This window comes from uncultured Azonexus sp. (assembly GCF_937982035.1).
Taxonomy (GTDB): Bacteria; Pseudomonadota; Gammaproteobacteria; order Burkholderiales; family Rhodocyclaceae; genus Azonexus.
This window is the reverse complement of sequence record NZ_CALJNI010000022.1, coordinates 42419-56173: the sequence shown is the minus strand read 5'-3', so window position 1 is coordinate 56173 and position 13755 is coordinate 42419. Positions and strand designations below refer to the sequence as shown.

Genomic DNA, 13755 nt, shown 5'->3' with positions numbered 1-13755 from the left:
TGTGCCTGAACCGTATCCGAGAACACTGCCACGCCCAAACCCAGGAAAAGGGCAGTCACGCAATGAGAGAGCCGCATCACCACTCCCGTCAGAAACTGGCGCCGATTCCGGCGGTCACCGTCCGCCCAGGCGCAATGTAGCCAATGCCGTCATAACGTTTGTCGGCGACATTCGCCACGGTCAGTCGCGCACTGACCGATTTGCTGATCGGATAAGTGCCACCGATGTCCCCCGTTGTATAGGCTTTGTAAACCGTCGTATTCAGATCGTTGCCATAGCGTTTGCCGACATACCTGAGCGCTGCGAACAAGGTAGCCCCGGCCGGAAACTGATAGTCGGCCCGCAACGACGCGTGCTGGCGCGGCACATTGGTCAAGTCCTTGCCTTCCAGTGCCGTATTGCGCTTGTTCTCCTCGATCCGCGAACGATTGAGGGTGTAGCTCGCCGCCAGGGACAGCGGGACGATCGGCCGGTAGACCGCTTCCAGTTCCAGGCCACGGGTGGTCACCGCACCGACGTTGATCTTGTCGACATTGGTCGCGTTGCGCTGCACCGAATAGATGAAGTCCTCGGCATCGTTGTAATAGAGCGTCGCCTTGACCGATCCCCGGCGGCCGAAATAGACATCGACCCCGGCGTCGTAGGCCTTGACCCGCTCCGGCGTCAGGTTGGGATTGGCCCAATAGGTGGTGGCCCCGCGACGGGTGTTGGCGTAGAGATTGAACATGTCGGGCAGGTTGAAGGCCTTGCCGGCGCTGGCGCGCAGGTTGACGCTGTCGCTGAGCTTGAACAACGTCGCCAGCTTGGGCGAGAACATGCCGTCCGACTGGCTCCGGTAAGCGCTGTTGGGTTGCCCGACGCCGGTATCGGTCTGGTTGCCGCCGGTTTTCCAGCGATCGTAGCGGCCGGCAAGATTCAGCTTCCAGCGCCCGGTCAGACTGATTTCGTCCTGTACGAACAGGGCGTAACGGCTCAGGTCACCCTGGGTGTCGCGTTGCCGGGTTGTTCCCGGGTAGTCGAAATGGTTACGGATGCTGCCGTCGATGTAATCGATACCGACCGTAAGACGGTGCCCGACGAGAATTTCACGAGAATGCTGGGCGCTCATGCCGAAGGTCCGGTCCTCGTAGACACCTTCTTCGGAGATGGTCCGGTAGTTCGCCGGATTGAGCGTGTCGGCCCATTGCTTGCCGAGGCGACCGTAGGCGGTGACGCTGCTCTGGGCGCCGCCGTCGTCGCGGACGTAGCGCAGGGTCGGCACCCACTGTTCGCGGGTAGACGGCTGGTAGCCACTGGCGCCAGGTTTGTAGAAGCCGGTCGCCTCGTCCTTCATGTAACTGAGGCCGCCTTCGACAAAGGAGGCGGTATCGATTTCATGCGTCAACCGGAGCGTGGCATTGTCCTTCACCGTGCCGATCTTGTCCCGGTTGGCGAGCGGTACGGTGGTGTCCGGACGCCACATATCGTAGCCGTCGCTGGTGAAGTGGCTGGCCGAAACGCGCAGCGCTGTCCGGCCAAAATTATGCGAATGCGAGGCGCTCAAGCGCTTGCTGTCCATGCTCCCGTACTCGGCACCGACGCGGGTCACGACACCGGGTTCCGGCGCCCGCGACAGCACGTTGATCACGCCGCCCATGGCGTTGGCGCCGTGCAGGCCGGAACTGGCGCCGCGCACCACCTCGACCCGCTCGACGTCCTGGCTGCTTAGTTGCGACCAGTCGACCTGGCCGTCGTAAAGCACGTTCATCGGAATGCCGTCGAGCAGCACCAGGGTCCGGCTGTTGCCGGGCAGGCCGCGGGTATAGGTCTGGGCGATGCGGTTTGGCGACGAGGCGTCCATCCGTGCTGCGTAAAGACCGGGCACACCGGACAGCAGTTGGTCCACCGTGCTGGCTGGCGATCTTTCGATCTGTTCCCGGGTAATCACCGAAACTGCCGCCGGTACTTCGCGGATGCTCTGCGCGGTCTTGGTTGCCGTGACGACGACCGGATCAAGCTCGGCGGCCAGAAGCGTGGCAGGAAATGCGCAAGCGAAAACAGTCGCCAAGCTGAGAGAAGTTCTGGTGCGTTCGAACATGCATGTTCCGTTTCGAGATGGCGACAAGGCCCCCCGCCCCGCGCAACAGGACGCGAATGTACGGAATCAGGACGCAAACCGGAATGTGACAAATTGACGCACCACGATGATTGAAAAGGGCTTTCTCATACTTCCATGGCATGGAGCAAAGATCGCCGGCAAGCCCGGCTCCCGATTTCACGTATCATCAGCCACCTGATTTCACGCCCACCAGACAATGAAAACTGACACCCCCCAAACGATCTACCTGAAGGATTACACCCCGCCCGCCTGGCTGGTCGACAGCGTCGTCCTCGACGTTTCGATCGAAGCCGGGGGCACCCTCGTCAGCGCCACGCAGACCTTGCACCGCAACCCGGCGGTGGCTGCCCAGCCGCTGGTCCTCGACGGCGAGGAACTGGAGACGCTGGCGGTATCGGTCGATGGTCGCGAGCACCCCTACCTCGCCAGCGCCACTTCACTGACCCTGAGCGACCTGCCCGAAGCCTTCACGCTGCGCACGGTCGTGCGCATCCAGCCCGACAACAACACCCGCCTGTCCGGCATGTACCGCTCCAAGGACGGTTATTTCACGCAATGCGAGGCACAGGGTTTCCGCCGCATCACCTGGTTCCAGGACCGGCCGGACGTGATGTCCACCTACACCGTGACGCTGCACGCCGACCGCGCGACCTTCCCGGTGCTGCTCGCCAACGGCAATCCGGTGGCCAGCGGCGAGGAAGCGAACGGTCGCCACTGGGTAAAGTGGAGCGACCCCTTCCGCAAGCCGTCCTACCTGTTCGCGCTGGTCGCCGGCAAGCTCGACGTGCTGCGCGACACTTTCCGCACTGCCTCCGGGCGCGAGGTCCAACTCGCCATCTACGTCGAACCCGGCAAGCTCGACCAGTGTCCGCACGCGATGGCAGCGCTGAAAAAGTCCATGAAGTGGGACGAGGAACGCTTCGGCCTCGAATGCGATCTCGACCACTACATGATCGTCGCCGTCGGCGATTTCAACATGGGCGCGATGGAGAACAAGGGCCTCAACATCTTCAACACGAAGTATGTGCTCGCTCGCCCGGATGTTGCCACCGACGTTGATTTCGAGAACATCGACCGGGTCGTCGCCCACGAGTATTTCCACAACTGGACCGGCAACCGCGTGACCTGCCGCGACTGGTTCCAGCTCTCGCTGAAGGAAGGCCTGACCGTGTTCCGCGACCAGGAATTCGGCGCCGACCTGCACAACCGCCAGACCGCCCGCATCCGCGAGGTGCGCGGCCTGCGCGCCGCGCAGTTCCCCGAGGACGCCGGCCCGATGGCGCACCCGATCCGGCCCGAGAGCTTCGTCGAGATCAACAATTTCTATACCGCCACCGTCTATGAAAAGGGCGCCGAAGTCATCCGCATGATCCAGACGCTGATCGGCCGCAATGCCTTCCGCGCCGGCATGGACGAGTATTTCCGCCGCCACGACGGCCAGGCCGTGACCTGCGAGGACTTCGTCGCAGCGATGGCGGCGGCCAGCGGTTTCGACTTCACGCAATTCATGCGCTGGTACCGCCAGCCCGGCACGCCGCGCGTTGCCGCCGACGGTTTCTGGGATGCCGACAGCGCCAGCTACACGCTGACCCTGACCCAGTCCAACCCGCGCGCCAGCGACGACGCGCCCTACCTGATCCCGGTCCGGGTCGCGCTATTTGCTGCCGATGGCCGCTTGCTGCCGGGCAGCGAGCGCCTGCTGCAACTGAGCGCAACCAGCCAGTCCTTCGTCTTCGAGAACGTTGCCGAAGAGCCGGTGCCCTCGCTGCTGCGCGACTTCTCGGCGCCGGTCTATCTCGATTTCGACGACACGCCGGAACAGCTGACCGTACTCCTGGCGCATGAGACCGATCCGTTCAACGCCTGGGAAGCCGGCCAGCGCCTGGCCACCCGGCTGATCCTCGCCGCCTCCGCGGAAATCGCCGCCGGCCGCGCACCGGGGTGGCCGGCCAGCTTCGTCGACGCCGCCCGCCAGTTGCTGCAAAGCCACGCCGAACGCGGTGCCGCCTTCGTCGCCGAAGCGCTCACCCTGCCCGGCGAAACGACGCTGGCCGAACTGATGAGCGTGGTCGATCCGGACGCCCTGCACGCCGCTCGCAACAGCCTGCGCCGCCACCTCGCCGAACGGCTCGAAAGCGAGTTCGCCGGCCTTTACGCCAGCCTGAGCGTCAACGAAGCCTACGCACCGAGCAGCGAACAGGCCGGTCGCCGTGCGCTGCGCAACCTGTGCCTGTCCTACCTGGTCGAACTCGACGGCGAGGCGGTGCGCGAACTGGCGTTCAAGCAGTTCCGGGAAGCCGACAACATGACCGACCAGTTCGCCGCGCTGGCGGCACTGGCCAACATCAACGCCGCCGACTGCCGTCAGCGCGACAACGCGCTGGCCGAGTTCTACGCCCGCTGGCAAGACGAAGCGCTGGTCGTCGACAAGTGGCTGCAGGTGCAATCGACCAGCCGCCGGCCGGACACCCTGGCCACGGTGAAGGCGCTGACCGCCCACCCGGCGTTCGACCTCGGCAACCCGAACAAGATCTACGCGCTGATCCGCGCCTTCGGCGCCAACCTGGTCCGCTTCAATACCGCCGACGGCAGCGGCTACGCCTTCATGGCCGAGCAGATTCTGGCGCTGCACGACCGCAACCCGCAGGTGGCCTCCCGCCTGGCGCGCTGCTTCGACCGCTGGAAGAAATTCGACGCCGGCCGACAGGCGCACGCACAAGCCGCACTGCGGCGCGTTCGCGACCATCAGGGCTTGTCGCGCGATGTGCTCGAGGTGGTTACCCGGGCACTGGGCTAAGGGATATCCACAAGAAAATCCGCTGGAAATTATTCCCTTGTCGTGATCAAATGCGAACAACATGACTCACGCCCGGGGACCGTTGCAATCGTTCCCGGAAAGTACGCCCGAAGATTCAGGTGACCAAGCGGAGAACAGCAGATGGGAATACTCGACCAGCTCAAGGCATTGTTCGGCCGGCCGGCCATGGTGCCGGCCAGTCAGCCGCTGTCGGCGGCCCCGGCGCCTGAACGACGGCTGCAGCCGCGGCTGAACGCCCGCGACGGCACACGCGTGCTGATCATCGACGACTCCAAGACGGTCCTGGCCGTGCTGCGCAAGTTCCTGCGCTCGGCCGGCTACGAGACCATCGAATGCCTCGATGCCGAAAGCGGCCTGGTCGCCCTGCGCGAACAGAAGCCGGAACTGGTCTTCCTCGACATCATGCTGCCGGGCATGAACGGATTTGCCGCCCTGCGTGCCATCCGGCGCGATCCGCAAACCCGCGGGACGCCGGTGATCATGATGAGCGGCAACGAGCAGGCCATGGAGCAGTTTTTCGGCACCCGCATCGGTGCCGACGACTTCATGAAAAAGCCCTTCTCGCGACACGAAGTCTTTTTCCATGTCGAACGCCTGCTCGACGAAGAAGGGATTCCCCGGCGGGCGGCACCGCGCACCGCCGCGCCGCACCTGCAGCCTGAAATCCGCGTCGTCCGGGCCGCTTAGGCCGTCAGTTCGGCACGGGCGGCTGCCCATTGCCGGCGGCTGACCGGCAGTTTTTCGGAAACGCCGCGCAGCAACGCCCAACCGTAAGCCTCAGCATCGTCGCCGGCCGCCTTTTCGAACCCTGCCAACGCCGGACGCGCGACCAGCACGGCGCGGTGCAGGCGCAGAAAGCGTTCGGGAAACTCTTCCTCCAGATGGGTCAACGATTCGTCGAGCAGGTATTCGCGCTCGACCGTCCGGGCCGTGACGTATTTCAGGTCGGCCTTGAAGTAGAGGACTTCAACCACCGGCACCAGCAACAGGCGCCCGCGCTCGTGGCAGGACAGGTGGGTCCGGCCGCCACCGCGCACCGCCTGACCGATGCCGGCAAACAGGGCGCTGTCCGGCCGTTGGCCGGACACCTTCTGCAGCGCCGCCAGCAGACGCTGGGCACGTACCGGCTTCATCAGGTAATCGACCGCATTGAGGTCGAAAGCCTGGACCGCGTAGTTGTCGTAGGCTGTGGTGAAGATCACCGCCGGCGGCCTGTCCAGCCGGCCGAGGTGCGAGGCCAGTTCGATACCGTCCATGCCCGGCATGCGGATGTCGCTGAGCACGACGTCGGCTAGCGCCTGCTGCAGGAATTCGAGGGCCTGGACACCGTTGGCCGCTTCGCCGACGACCTCGACCGGGCATTGCCCGGCGATGTCGCCAAGCAGTGTACGCAGCCGCTCGCGGGCGGGCGGTTCGTCGTCGACCAGCAGGATTTTCAGCGGATTTTGCGTTGGCATGGCAGGACGATACGGACTTCGTAGGAATTGTCGCCGGCTTCGGTTTCCAGACGCGCTTCGAGATCGTAATACAAGGCGAGGCGTTCGCGGATATTGGCCAGGGCCATGTGGTTGCCGGCGGCATGCGCACGCTGACCGACGGTTGGGTTGGTGATGCGGACATGCAACTCCTCGCCGCGCCGGCGTATCTGCACACCAACCACGCCCCCCGTCGCCGAGGGCTCGACGCCGTGATAAACCGCATTTTCCAGCAAGGGCTGCAGCATCAGCGGCGGGATCGGCAGTCCCAGGGCCGCTTCATCAACCTGCCAGTCGGCAGACAGGCGCTCACCCAGGCGCAATTGCTCCAGCTCGAGATACTGCCGGCCGAGCGCAACCTCGTCGGCCAGGCTGACCAGTTCCGCCGGATCGCGCATCGCCGCCCGGAACAGGTCGGACAAGGACTCCAGCGCCGCCTCGGCCTGTTGTGGCTGCGCCCGGATCAGCGACAGCACGGCGTTCAACGAATTGAACAGGAAATGCGGCCGGATGCGGGCATTCAGCGCCGCCAGCCGCGCCTCCGCCTGGGCCGGCGAAAAGGCCCGCGAGCGAAGCTCGAAATAACCGAGCAGCAAGCCGGTCGTCGCCAGGGTCAGCAGGATGCTGCGGCTGAACGCCCCGTCGACCAGATTCAGCGAGGCCGCGTAGGCGTGCATCGAGCCCGCCATGAGCGCCGTCAGCGCGAGCACGCACGCCTGCCCGTGACGCAGGCGCAGGCGCCATAGGCCGTCGCGCAGCAGGGACAAGACGCCGAGACAGAGCAGCAGCAAGGGCTCGACAATCGACGCCAGATCCATGAACCGCTCCCACCAGTTGAGCAGATCCGGCGCCTGAACCAGCGCCCCCAGCGCCGCCAGCACATTGACCCCGAGCAGCACACGCAGCATCACCCCGAAATTGCGCCAGTCGGGCAGCGGGTGAGTCGCCGGAAAGTGCCGTATACTTGTCATCTTTAAGCGGGTTTCACTGAAATTCGTCGTCGATCTGCCCCATTCTAGACCAGAGTCATGACTTCCAACGCCAATCAATACACCTGGGCCGGCCGTTTCTCCGAGCCGGTCTCCGATCTCGTCAAACGTTACACCGCTTCGGTCGACTTCGACCAGCGCATGTGGCGCCAGGACATCCGCGGTTCGCTGGCGCACGCGCGCATGCTCGCCAAACAGGGCATTATCGCCGCCGCCGACCTGGCCGACATCGAGCGCGGCATGGCCATCGTCACCGAAGAGATCGAATCGGGCAAGTTCGAATGGTCGCTCGACCTGGAAGATGTGCACCTGAACATCGAGAAGCGCCTCACCGCCCTCGTCGGCGACGCGGGCAAACGCCTGCATACCGGCCGCTCGCGCAACGACCAGGTGGCAACCGACATCCGCCTCTACCTGCGCGACGCCATCGACGACATCCAGATGCTGTTGAAGGCTTTCCGCAGCGCGCTGGTTGACCTGGCCGAGAAGGAAGCGGCAACGCCGATGCCCGGCTTCACCCACCTGCAGGTTGCCCAGCCGGTGACCTTCGGCCACCACATGCTGGCCTATTTCGAGATGTTCGGCCGCGACAGCGAACGCTTCGCCGACTGCCGCAAGCGCGTCGCCCGCCTGCCGCTCGGCTCAGCCGCGCTGGCCGGCACCACCTACCCGATCGACCGTGAATTCGTCGCCGAGCAACTGGGCTTCGAGGGCGTCTGCGAGAACTCGCTCGATGCCGTCTCGGATCGCGACTTCGCCATCGAATTCACCTCGGCCTGCGCGCTGCTGATGATGCACATCAGCCGCCTGTCCGAAGAACTGGTGATGTGGATGAGCCCGCGCGTCGGCTTCATCCAGATCGCCGACCGCTTCTGCACCGGCTCCTCGATCATGCCGCAGAAGAAGAATCCGGACGTACCGGAACTGGCGCGCGGCAAGACCGGCCGCGTCTACGGCCAGCTGATGAGCCTCTTGACGCTGATGAAGTCGCAGCCGCTGGCCTACAACAAGGACAACCAGGAAGACAAGGAACCGCTGTTCGACGCCGTCGACACCGTCACCGACACGCTGCGCATCTTCGCCGACATGGCCGGCGGCATCACCGTCCGCGCCGACAACATGAAGGCCGCGCTGACCCAGGGCTTCGCCACCGCCACCGACCTCGCCGACTACCTGACCAAGAAGGGCCTGCCCTTCCGCGACGCCCACGAAGCCGTCGGTCTGGCGGTCAAGGCCGCCGAGTTCAAGGGCGTCGACCTGCCGCAACTGACACTGGAAGAACTGCAGCAGTTCTCGCCGCTGATCGAAAACGACGTTTTCTCGGTACTGACGGTTGAAGGTTCGCTGGCTTCGCGCAACCACATCGGCGGCACCGCGCCGGATCAGGTACGCGCCGCCGTGGCCCGTGCCCGCGCACGCCTGGCCTGAAAAACCGGCAAAGGAAGGCGAGCCTCAGGCCTCGCCTTCCCCGCTCTCCTGGCCGGTGGGGAAATCACAACTGGCAACGCGGATGCTGACCGTACGGCAGATGTCCATGAAATCCGGGTCGATGACGCGGTAGAAAATGCAGGTCCCGGCGCGCCGCTTGTCGATCACCTCGGCCTCGAACAGGATACCGAGGTGACGCGAGATGTTCGGCTGGGACAAACCGATGATGTCCACGATCTCGCCCACGGTACGCTCCTGGTTGCACAGGCAGGAAAGTATCCGCAAGCGCGTCGGATCGGAGAGCAGCCCGAAATACCTGGCCACCCGGTCGAAAACTGCCTGTGTTTCATCCATGAAACGCGTTGTATTCTGAAAGACGAAAGCACAATCATAAATCGCCCCCGAGGTTTTCAGCCCCCTTCCCGGAAAATCATGTTGCCTCGCCATATATTAGCGACTTAATATATAAGCACACATCAATAACCGAAGGCAGAACAGCATGTACAGCACCGTCGTCGACAGCACCCCGCTGATCAAGGTCAGCACCGGCAAGCACGAAACCAGTTTCGCCCTCAACGGCAGCCTGATGAACCCGCTCGAAGGCTTCTACGCCACCCTGGCCGCCTGCGCTGCCGTCTATGCCAAGAAGGCGTGCAAGGAACTCGGCATCTCGGCCGAAGGCATCGCCATCGACTGCAAGCCCTTCGCCGGCCCGAAGGGTCCGCTGACGCTGGCCAAGTTCAAGACCGACGTGCGTTTCCCCGAGCATTTCAACGCCGAGCAGAAGGCCGCCATCCTCGACAGCATCGCTCATTGCGCGGTCAAGGAAGTGGTCATGGACGGCCCGACCATCGAGTTCCTGGTCGCCGAAGTCTGATTCCCGGCTCACGAAAAAAAAGCCCGCCGGTCGGCGGGCTTTTTGCTGGGTGAGGCAAAAACTCAGGGCTTGGCGATGTCGGCCAGCAGCGGTTGCAGTTCGCCGGACTGGTACATTTCCTTGACGATGTCGCAGCCGCCGATGAATTCGCCCTTGATGTAGAGCTGCGGAATGGTCGGCCAGTTGGCGTATTCCTTGACGCCCTGGCGGATTTCCTCGTCGGCGAGCACGTTGACCGTGACGAAGTCGTTCACGCCGCACAGCTTGAGCACCTGAACGACGGCGGCGGAGAAGCCGCATTGCGGGAAGCGCGCGTCGCCCTTCATGTAGAGGACGACCGGATTGTTGGTGACGGTTTCGTGAATGCGTTGCTGAACGTCGGACATGCTGGCTCCAGAGGATTACAGTTGGCCGCCGGACACGCGATCGGTGCCGGCGAGGTCGGGATGGGTGAATGCGCCTTTGAACCCGGCGCCGGTCAATAAGTTCCGACAGGCTTCGCCCTGGTCGTAGCCGTGCTCGAACAAGAGCCAGCCACCGGGGTTGAGGAAGGCGGGCGCATCGGCGACGATGCGGCGGATGCAGGCCAAGCCGTTGCCGCCCGGTTCGAGATCGCTCAAGGCCATCTGCGGCTCGAAGGGGAGGCCGTCCCGGCACAGGTGCGGATCGCCGTCGGCAACGTAGGGCGGGTTGGAAACGATCAGGTCGAAGCGTTCGCCGGCCAGCGGCGCCAGCCAGTCGCCTTCGCGGAAATCGACGCGGGCACCGAGTCGGCCGGCGTTGTTGCGGGCGACGGCCAGCGCTCCGGGCGAAAGGTCGACAGCAAACACCTGCGCCTGCGGACATTCGAGCGCCAGCGAAATGGCGACAATCCCGGAACCGGTGCCGAGATCGACGACGCGGGCGGTTCTCTGCATTTTCAGGCGGTCGACCGCCAGATCGATCAGGACCTCGGTTTCCGGGCGCGGGATCAATACCTCGGGCGAGACCTGGAAGACCCGGCCGCGGAATTCGGTTTCACCAACCAGGTAAGCCAGCGGCTCGCCGGCGGCGCGCCGCTCGACCCACTCGGCGAACTGCGCATACGCCGGCGCAATCACCGGAGTTTCCGGGCGCGCCAGCAGGTCGGCGTGGGAGCAACCGGTGGCGTATTCGAGCAGCAGGCGGGCATCGAGCCGGTCGATCTTCTGCCGCGCCGCGGCCAGCGCCTCGCCCAGCGTCATTGCTGCTCGGCCAGTTCGGCCAGCAGGTCGGCCTGGTATTCGGCGGCCAGCGCGCCGAGCAGTTCGTCCATGTCGCCGTCCATGATCGCGGCGATCTTGTACAGCGTCAGGTTGATGCGGTGATCGGTGATCCGCCCCTGCGGGAAGTTGTAGGTGCGGATGCGCTCGGAGCGGTCGCCGGAGCCGATCAGGTTCTTGCGCGTGCTGGCGATGTGGCTCTGCTGGGCGCGCACCTGAACGTCCTTGATCCGTGCCGCCAGCACCTTCATCGCCGACGCCTTGTTGGCGTGCTGCGAGCGGCCGTCCTGGCATTCGGCGACGATGCCGGTCGGCAGGTGGGTGATGCGCACCGCCGAGTCGGTCTTGTTGATGTGCTGGCCGCCGGCACCGGACGCGCGGAAGGTGTCGATGCGCAGGTCGGCCGGGTTGAGATTGACGTCCTCGACCTCGTCGGCTTCCGGCATGATCGCCACGGTGCAGGCCGAGGTATGGATGCGGCCCTGGGTCTCGGTTTCCGGCACGCGCTGGACGCGGTGGCCGCCGGATTCGAACTTCAGGCGCGAATACGCGCCGTAGCCGGCGATGCGGCAGATGATTTCGCGGTAGCCGCCAAGCTCCGATTCGCTCGCCGACAGCACCTCGACCTGCCAGCGCTGGCGCTCGGCGTAGCGCGAATACATGCGAAAGAGGTCGCCGGCGAACAGCGCCGACTCGTCGCCCCCGGTGCCGGCACGGATTTCCAGCAGCACGCTGCGCTCGTCGTTGGGGTCCTTGGGCAGCAGCAGCTTCTGCAACTCGACCTCAAGTCCGGGCAGACGCGCCTTGGCGGCGGCCATTTCTTCCTCGGCGAAGTCGCGCATGTCGGGGTCGGCAAGCATCGCCGCCGCCTCGTCGAGATCCCGTTCGGCCTGGCGGAACGCGTTGTACTGCACGATCACCGGCTCGACTTCGGCGCGCTCGCGGGACAGCCTGCGGAACTGCTCCATGTCGCCGGCGGTTTCCGGTGCCGACAGCATGCGGTCAATCTCGTCGAGACGGTCGACCAGCAGATCGAGTTTTTGGCGGATGCTCGGTTTCATTGATGGGGGCCGGGCCGGCGAAAGCGCTGGAAAGGGGCGATATGGTACCCGAGTTCACCATCCCCCGCGAATCGGCAAAGATTGCCTTGTCATTCCGCGAGCCGCATAATCACGCATTCCCGAAAAGCGACGCAATGTCCTCCTTCCCCAATTCCATCGTTGCCCTGGCCGCCACCCTCGAACGTGGCTGGCAAAGCTATCGCAACTCCGGCGAATTCGACTTGTTCGTCGAGTTCACGCTGTCGCTGAACGGCCTGACCGAACAGTTGCATCGCCAGCACCTACCGGGCCTGGTGCGTGCCTGCCAGGAACTGGAAAACACCGCGCTGACCTTCTTCGCCGAGCGCGAGATGCACCCTATCCCGCTCGACCAGGCGGTGGCCATCGAGCGCAAGCTGCAGATCATTCTCGGTGAATTACGCCGCCACGAAACCCCGGCCATCCTGGCCCGACGCACGCTGGACACTGCAGAAGGACAGGTCGGCGACTGCTGGAACCAGCCCCGCCGCGTCCTCATCGTTTCCCGGGAAAACCATCCGTGGTCGGCATCGCTGGCCGAACAACTCGGCTTCTTCGGCTTCACCCCGGAAGAAGCCCGCTGGGGCGAGCAACCGGCCAACGACGAACCGCCGCTGGCCATCACCTTCATCCCCGACGTCGAGGGACGCGCCTACCCGCCGGCCGCCATTTCGGCGATCATCGCCCTGCGCACCCGTTTCCCGACCAGCTATTTCTACTGCCTGTCGGTGCCATCCAACCTGCAGAGCATCGTCCTGCTCCAGCGTGCCGGTGCCGATGCCTGCGTACCGGTCGGCAACAAGGTCAGTGACGTACTGTCGCGCATCCTCGACCTAGTCGAAATGCACGAACAGGAAATGCACCGGGTGCTCATCGTCGAGGATTCGGCCACCGCCATCGCCCATATCCGCCGCTCGCTGTCGCAGCACGGCATCGACAGCAAGGCGATCAGCGACCCGCGACTGCTCTTCGAAGTGGCCAACGAATACCGTCCCGACGCCATCCTGATGGACATGTACATGCCCTTCTGCACCGGCGTCGAGGTCACCAGCGCTTTGCGCCAGATTCCCGAATATCAGGCGCTGCCGGTGATCTACCTGTCGAGCGAGAACGACATCGTGCAACAGGTCGAAGCCCTGCGCCTGGGCGGCGACCAGTTCCTGACCAAGCCGGTCAACCCGATCATCCTCGCCTCGGTGGTCAAGACCAAGATCGAGCGCTACCGGGAAATGCTCTATTCCGGCCAGCACGACAGCCTGACCGGGCTGTTCAACCATTCGACCTCGAAGGTCCAGGTCGAGCGCATGCTGCAGGCGGCGCAACCCGACGGGCAACTGGTCGTGGCGATGATCGATATCGACCGCTTCAAGACGATCAACGACAACTACGGGCACCCGGTCGGCGACCAGGTGATCCGCAGCGTCGCGTGGCTGTTGCGCGGCCGTTTGCGCAGCACCGACCTGGTCGGCCGCTATGGCGGCGAGGAATTCATCATTGCCCTGCCCGGCATCGAAACGGCCCAGGCAATCGGGCTGATCGAACAGATTCGCGAGGATTTCTCGCAACTGCCGCACGCCCATGCCCAGGGCACCCTGCGCGCCACGCTCAGTTGCGGCATCGCCGCGCTTCCGGATTATCTGACCGCGTCGTCGCTGATCGCCGCGGCCGACGACGCCCTGCTCGAAGCCAAGCGCACCGGACGCAACCGGGTCGTCCTCAACCGGGGCAATCCCCCGGGCCAATAAGGCCC

Annotated in this window: 12 protein-coding genes; 5 read left to right on the top strand and 7 right to left on the bottom strand. The window is 64.5% G+C overall.

The genetic code is table 11. The features are described from left to right. Positions 1-88: 88 nt before the first annotated feature. A complete protein-coding gene (locus Q0799_RS14600; RefSeq protein ID WP_298399645.1) occupies positions 89-2047 on the bottom strand; it encodes a TonB-dependent receptor in 1959 nt (652 codons plus the stop codon). Between the two features lie 247 nt (positions 2048-2294). On the opposite strand from Q0799_RS14600, the gene pepN reads away from it, so the two are divergent. Continuing rightward, positions 2295-4895 (top strand): aminopeptidase N, encoded by a 2601-nt coding sequence (gene pepN / locus Q0799_RS14595; RefSeq protein ID WP_298399643.1) that lies wholly within the window; start codon positions 2295-2297, stop codon positions 4893-4895. 141 nt (positions 4896-5036) lie between these two features. Beyond that, the gene (locus tag Q0799_RS14590) at positions 5037-5603 is read left to right on the top strand and encodes a response regulator (protein ID WP_298399641.1); all 567 of its coding nucleotides are present in this window, start codon (positions 5037-5039) and stop codon (positions 5601-5603) included. On the opposite strand, the gene Q0799_RS14585 is transcribed toward Q0799_RS14590, so the two are convergent. Beyond that, entirely contained in the window at positions 5600-6373 is a 774-nt protein-coding gene (locus Q0799_RS14585) for a LytTR family DNA-binding domain-containing protein (RefSeq protein ID WP_298399639.1), read from the bottom strand. The genes Q0799_RS14590 and Q0799_RS14585 overlap by 4 nt on opposite strands. Beyond that, the gene (locus tag Q0799_RS14580) at positions 6352-7362 is read right to left on the bottom strand and encodes a histidine kinase (protein WP_298399637.1); all 1011 of its coding nucleotides are present in this window, start codon (positions 7360-7362) and stop codon (positions 6352-6354) included. The genes Q0799_RS14585 and Q0799_RS14580 overlap by 22 nt, the downstream gene beginning before the upstream one ends. Positions 7363-7419: 57 nt before the next feature. Here Q0799_RS14580 and argH point away from each other — a divergent pair, with 57 nt between their 5' ends. Next, positions 7420-8808, top strand: a complete 1389-nt coding sequence (argH, locus tag Q0799_RS14575) for an argininosuccinate lyase (protein WP_298399635.1) — start codon at positions 7420-7422, stop codon at positions 8806-8808. A gap of 24 nt (positions 8809-8832) precedes the next feature. Here argH and Q0799_RS14570 read toward each other — a convergent pair whose 3' ends face one another. After that, positions 8833-9162, bottom strand: coding sequence for a metalloregulator ArsR/SmtB family transcription factor (locus Q0799_RS14570; protein ID WP_298399633.1), 330 nt, complete (start codon positions 9160-9162; stop codon positions 8833-8835). A 145-nt stretch (positions 9163-9307) separates the two neighbouring features. Between Q0799_RS14570 and Q0799_RS14565 the strand changes: the two genes are divergently transcribed. After that, on the top strand, positions 9308-9685 hold the full coding sequence (locus Q0799_RS14565; RefSeq protein WP_298399631.1) for an OsmC family protein: 378 nt from the start codon (positions 9308-9310) through the stop codon (positions 9683-9685). A gap of 62 nt (positions 9686-9747) precedes the next feature. Here the strand turns inward: Q0799_RS14565 and grxD are convergent, their stop codons facing one another. From grxD to prfA, 3 genes are read right to left on the bottom strand one after another with little or no spacing between them, the layout of a single operon-like run. After that, complete coding sequence (gene grxD, locus Q0799_RS14560; RefSeq protein WP_298399629.1) at positions 9748-10071, bottom strand: Grx4 family monothiol glutaredoxin; 324 nt, start codon at positions 10069-10071, stop codon at positions 9748-9750. A 15-nt stretch (positions 10072-10086) separates the two neighbouring features. Then, the gene (gene prmC, locus Q0799_RS14555) at positions 10087-10908 is read right to left on the bottom strand and encodes a peptide chain release factor N(5)-glutamine methyltransferase (protein ID WP_298399627.1); all 822 of its coding nucleotides are present in this window, start codon (positions 10906-10908) and stop codon (positions 10087-10089) included. Continuing rightward, entirely contained in the window at positions 10905-11987 is a 1083-nt protein-coding gene (prfA, locus tag Q0799_RS14550) for a peptide chain release factor 1 (protein ID WP_298399625.1), read from the bottom strand. The genes prmC and prfA overlap by 4 nt, the downstream gene beginning before the upstream one ends. A 134-nt stretch (positions 11988-12121) precedes the next feature. On the opposite strand from prfA, the gene Q0799_RS14545 reads away from it, so the two are divergent. Beyond that, on the top strand, positions 12122-13750 hold the full coding sequence (locus Q0799_RS14545) for a diguanylate cyclase (RefSeq protein ID WP_298399623.1): 1629 nt from the start codon (positions 12122-12124) through the stop codon (positions 13748-13750). Positions 13751-13755 lie beyond the last annotated feature (5 nt).

What these genes read in the sequence shown, in the direction of transcription:
- Q0799_RS14590 (WP_298399641.1), top strand. Translation starts at nt 5,037, where the DNA reads ATGGGAATACTCGACCAGCTCAAGGCATTGTTCGGCCGGCCGGCCATG.
- prmC (WP_298399627.1), bottom strand. Translation starts at nt 10,908, where the DNA reads ATGACGCTGGGCGAGGCGCTGGCCGCGGCGCGGCAGAAGATCGACCGG.
- prfA (WP_298399625.1), bottom strand. Translation starts at nt 11,987, where the DNA reads ATGAAACCGAGCATCCGCCAAAAACTCGATCTGCTGGTCGACCGTCTC.
- argH (WP_298399635.1), top strand. Translation starts at nt 7,420, where the DNA reads ATGACTTCCAACGCCAATCAATACACCTGGGCCGGCCGTTTCTCCGAG.
- Q0799_RS14585 (WP_298399639.1), bottom strand. Translation starts at nt 6,373, where the DNA reads ATGCCAACGCAAAATCCGCTGAAAATCCTGCTGGTCGACGACGAACCG.
- Q0799_RS14565 (WP_298399631.1), top strand. Translation starts at nt 9,308, where the DNA reads ATGTACAGCACCGTCGTCGACAGCACCCCGCTGATCAAGGTCAGCACC.
- Q0799_RS14545 (WP_298399623.1), top strand. Translation starts at nt 12,122, where the DNA reads ATGTCCTCCTTCCCCAATTCCATCGTTGCCCTGGCCGCCACCCTCGAA.
- pepN (WP_298399643.1), top strand. Translation starts at nt 2,295, where the DNA reads ATGAAAACTGACACCCCCCAAACGATCTACCTGAAGGATTACACCCCG.
- Q0799_RS14580 (WP_298399637.1), bottom strand. Translation starts at nt 7,362, where the DNA reads ATGACAAGTATACGGCACTTTCCGGCGACTCACCCGCTGCCCGACTGG.
- grxD (WP_298399629.1), bottom strand. Translation starts at nt 10,071, where the DNA reads ATGTCCGACGTTCAGCAACGCATTCACGAAACCGTCACCAACAATCCG.
- Q0799_RS14570 (WP_298399633.1), bottom strand. Translation starts at nt 9,162, where the DNA reads ATGGATGAAACACAGGCAGTTTTCGACCGGGTGGCCAGGTATTTCGGG.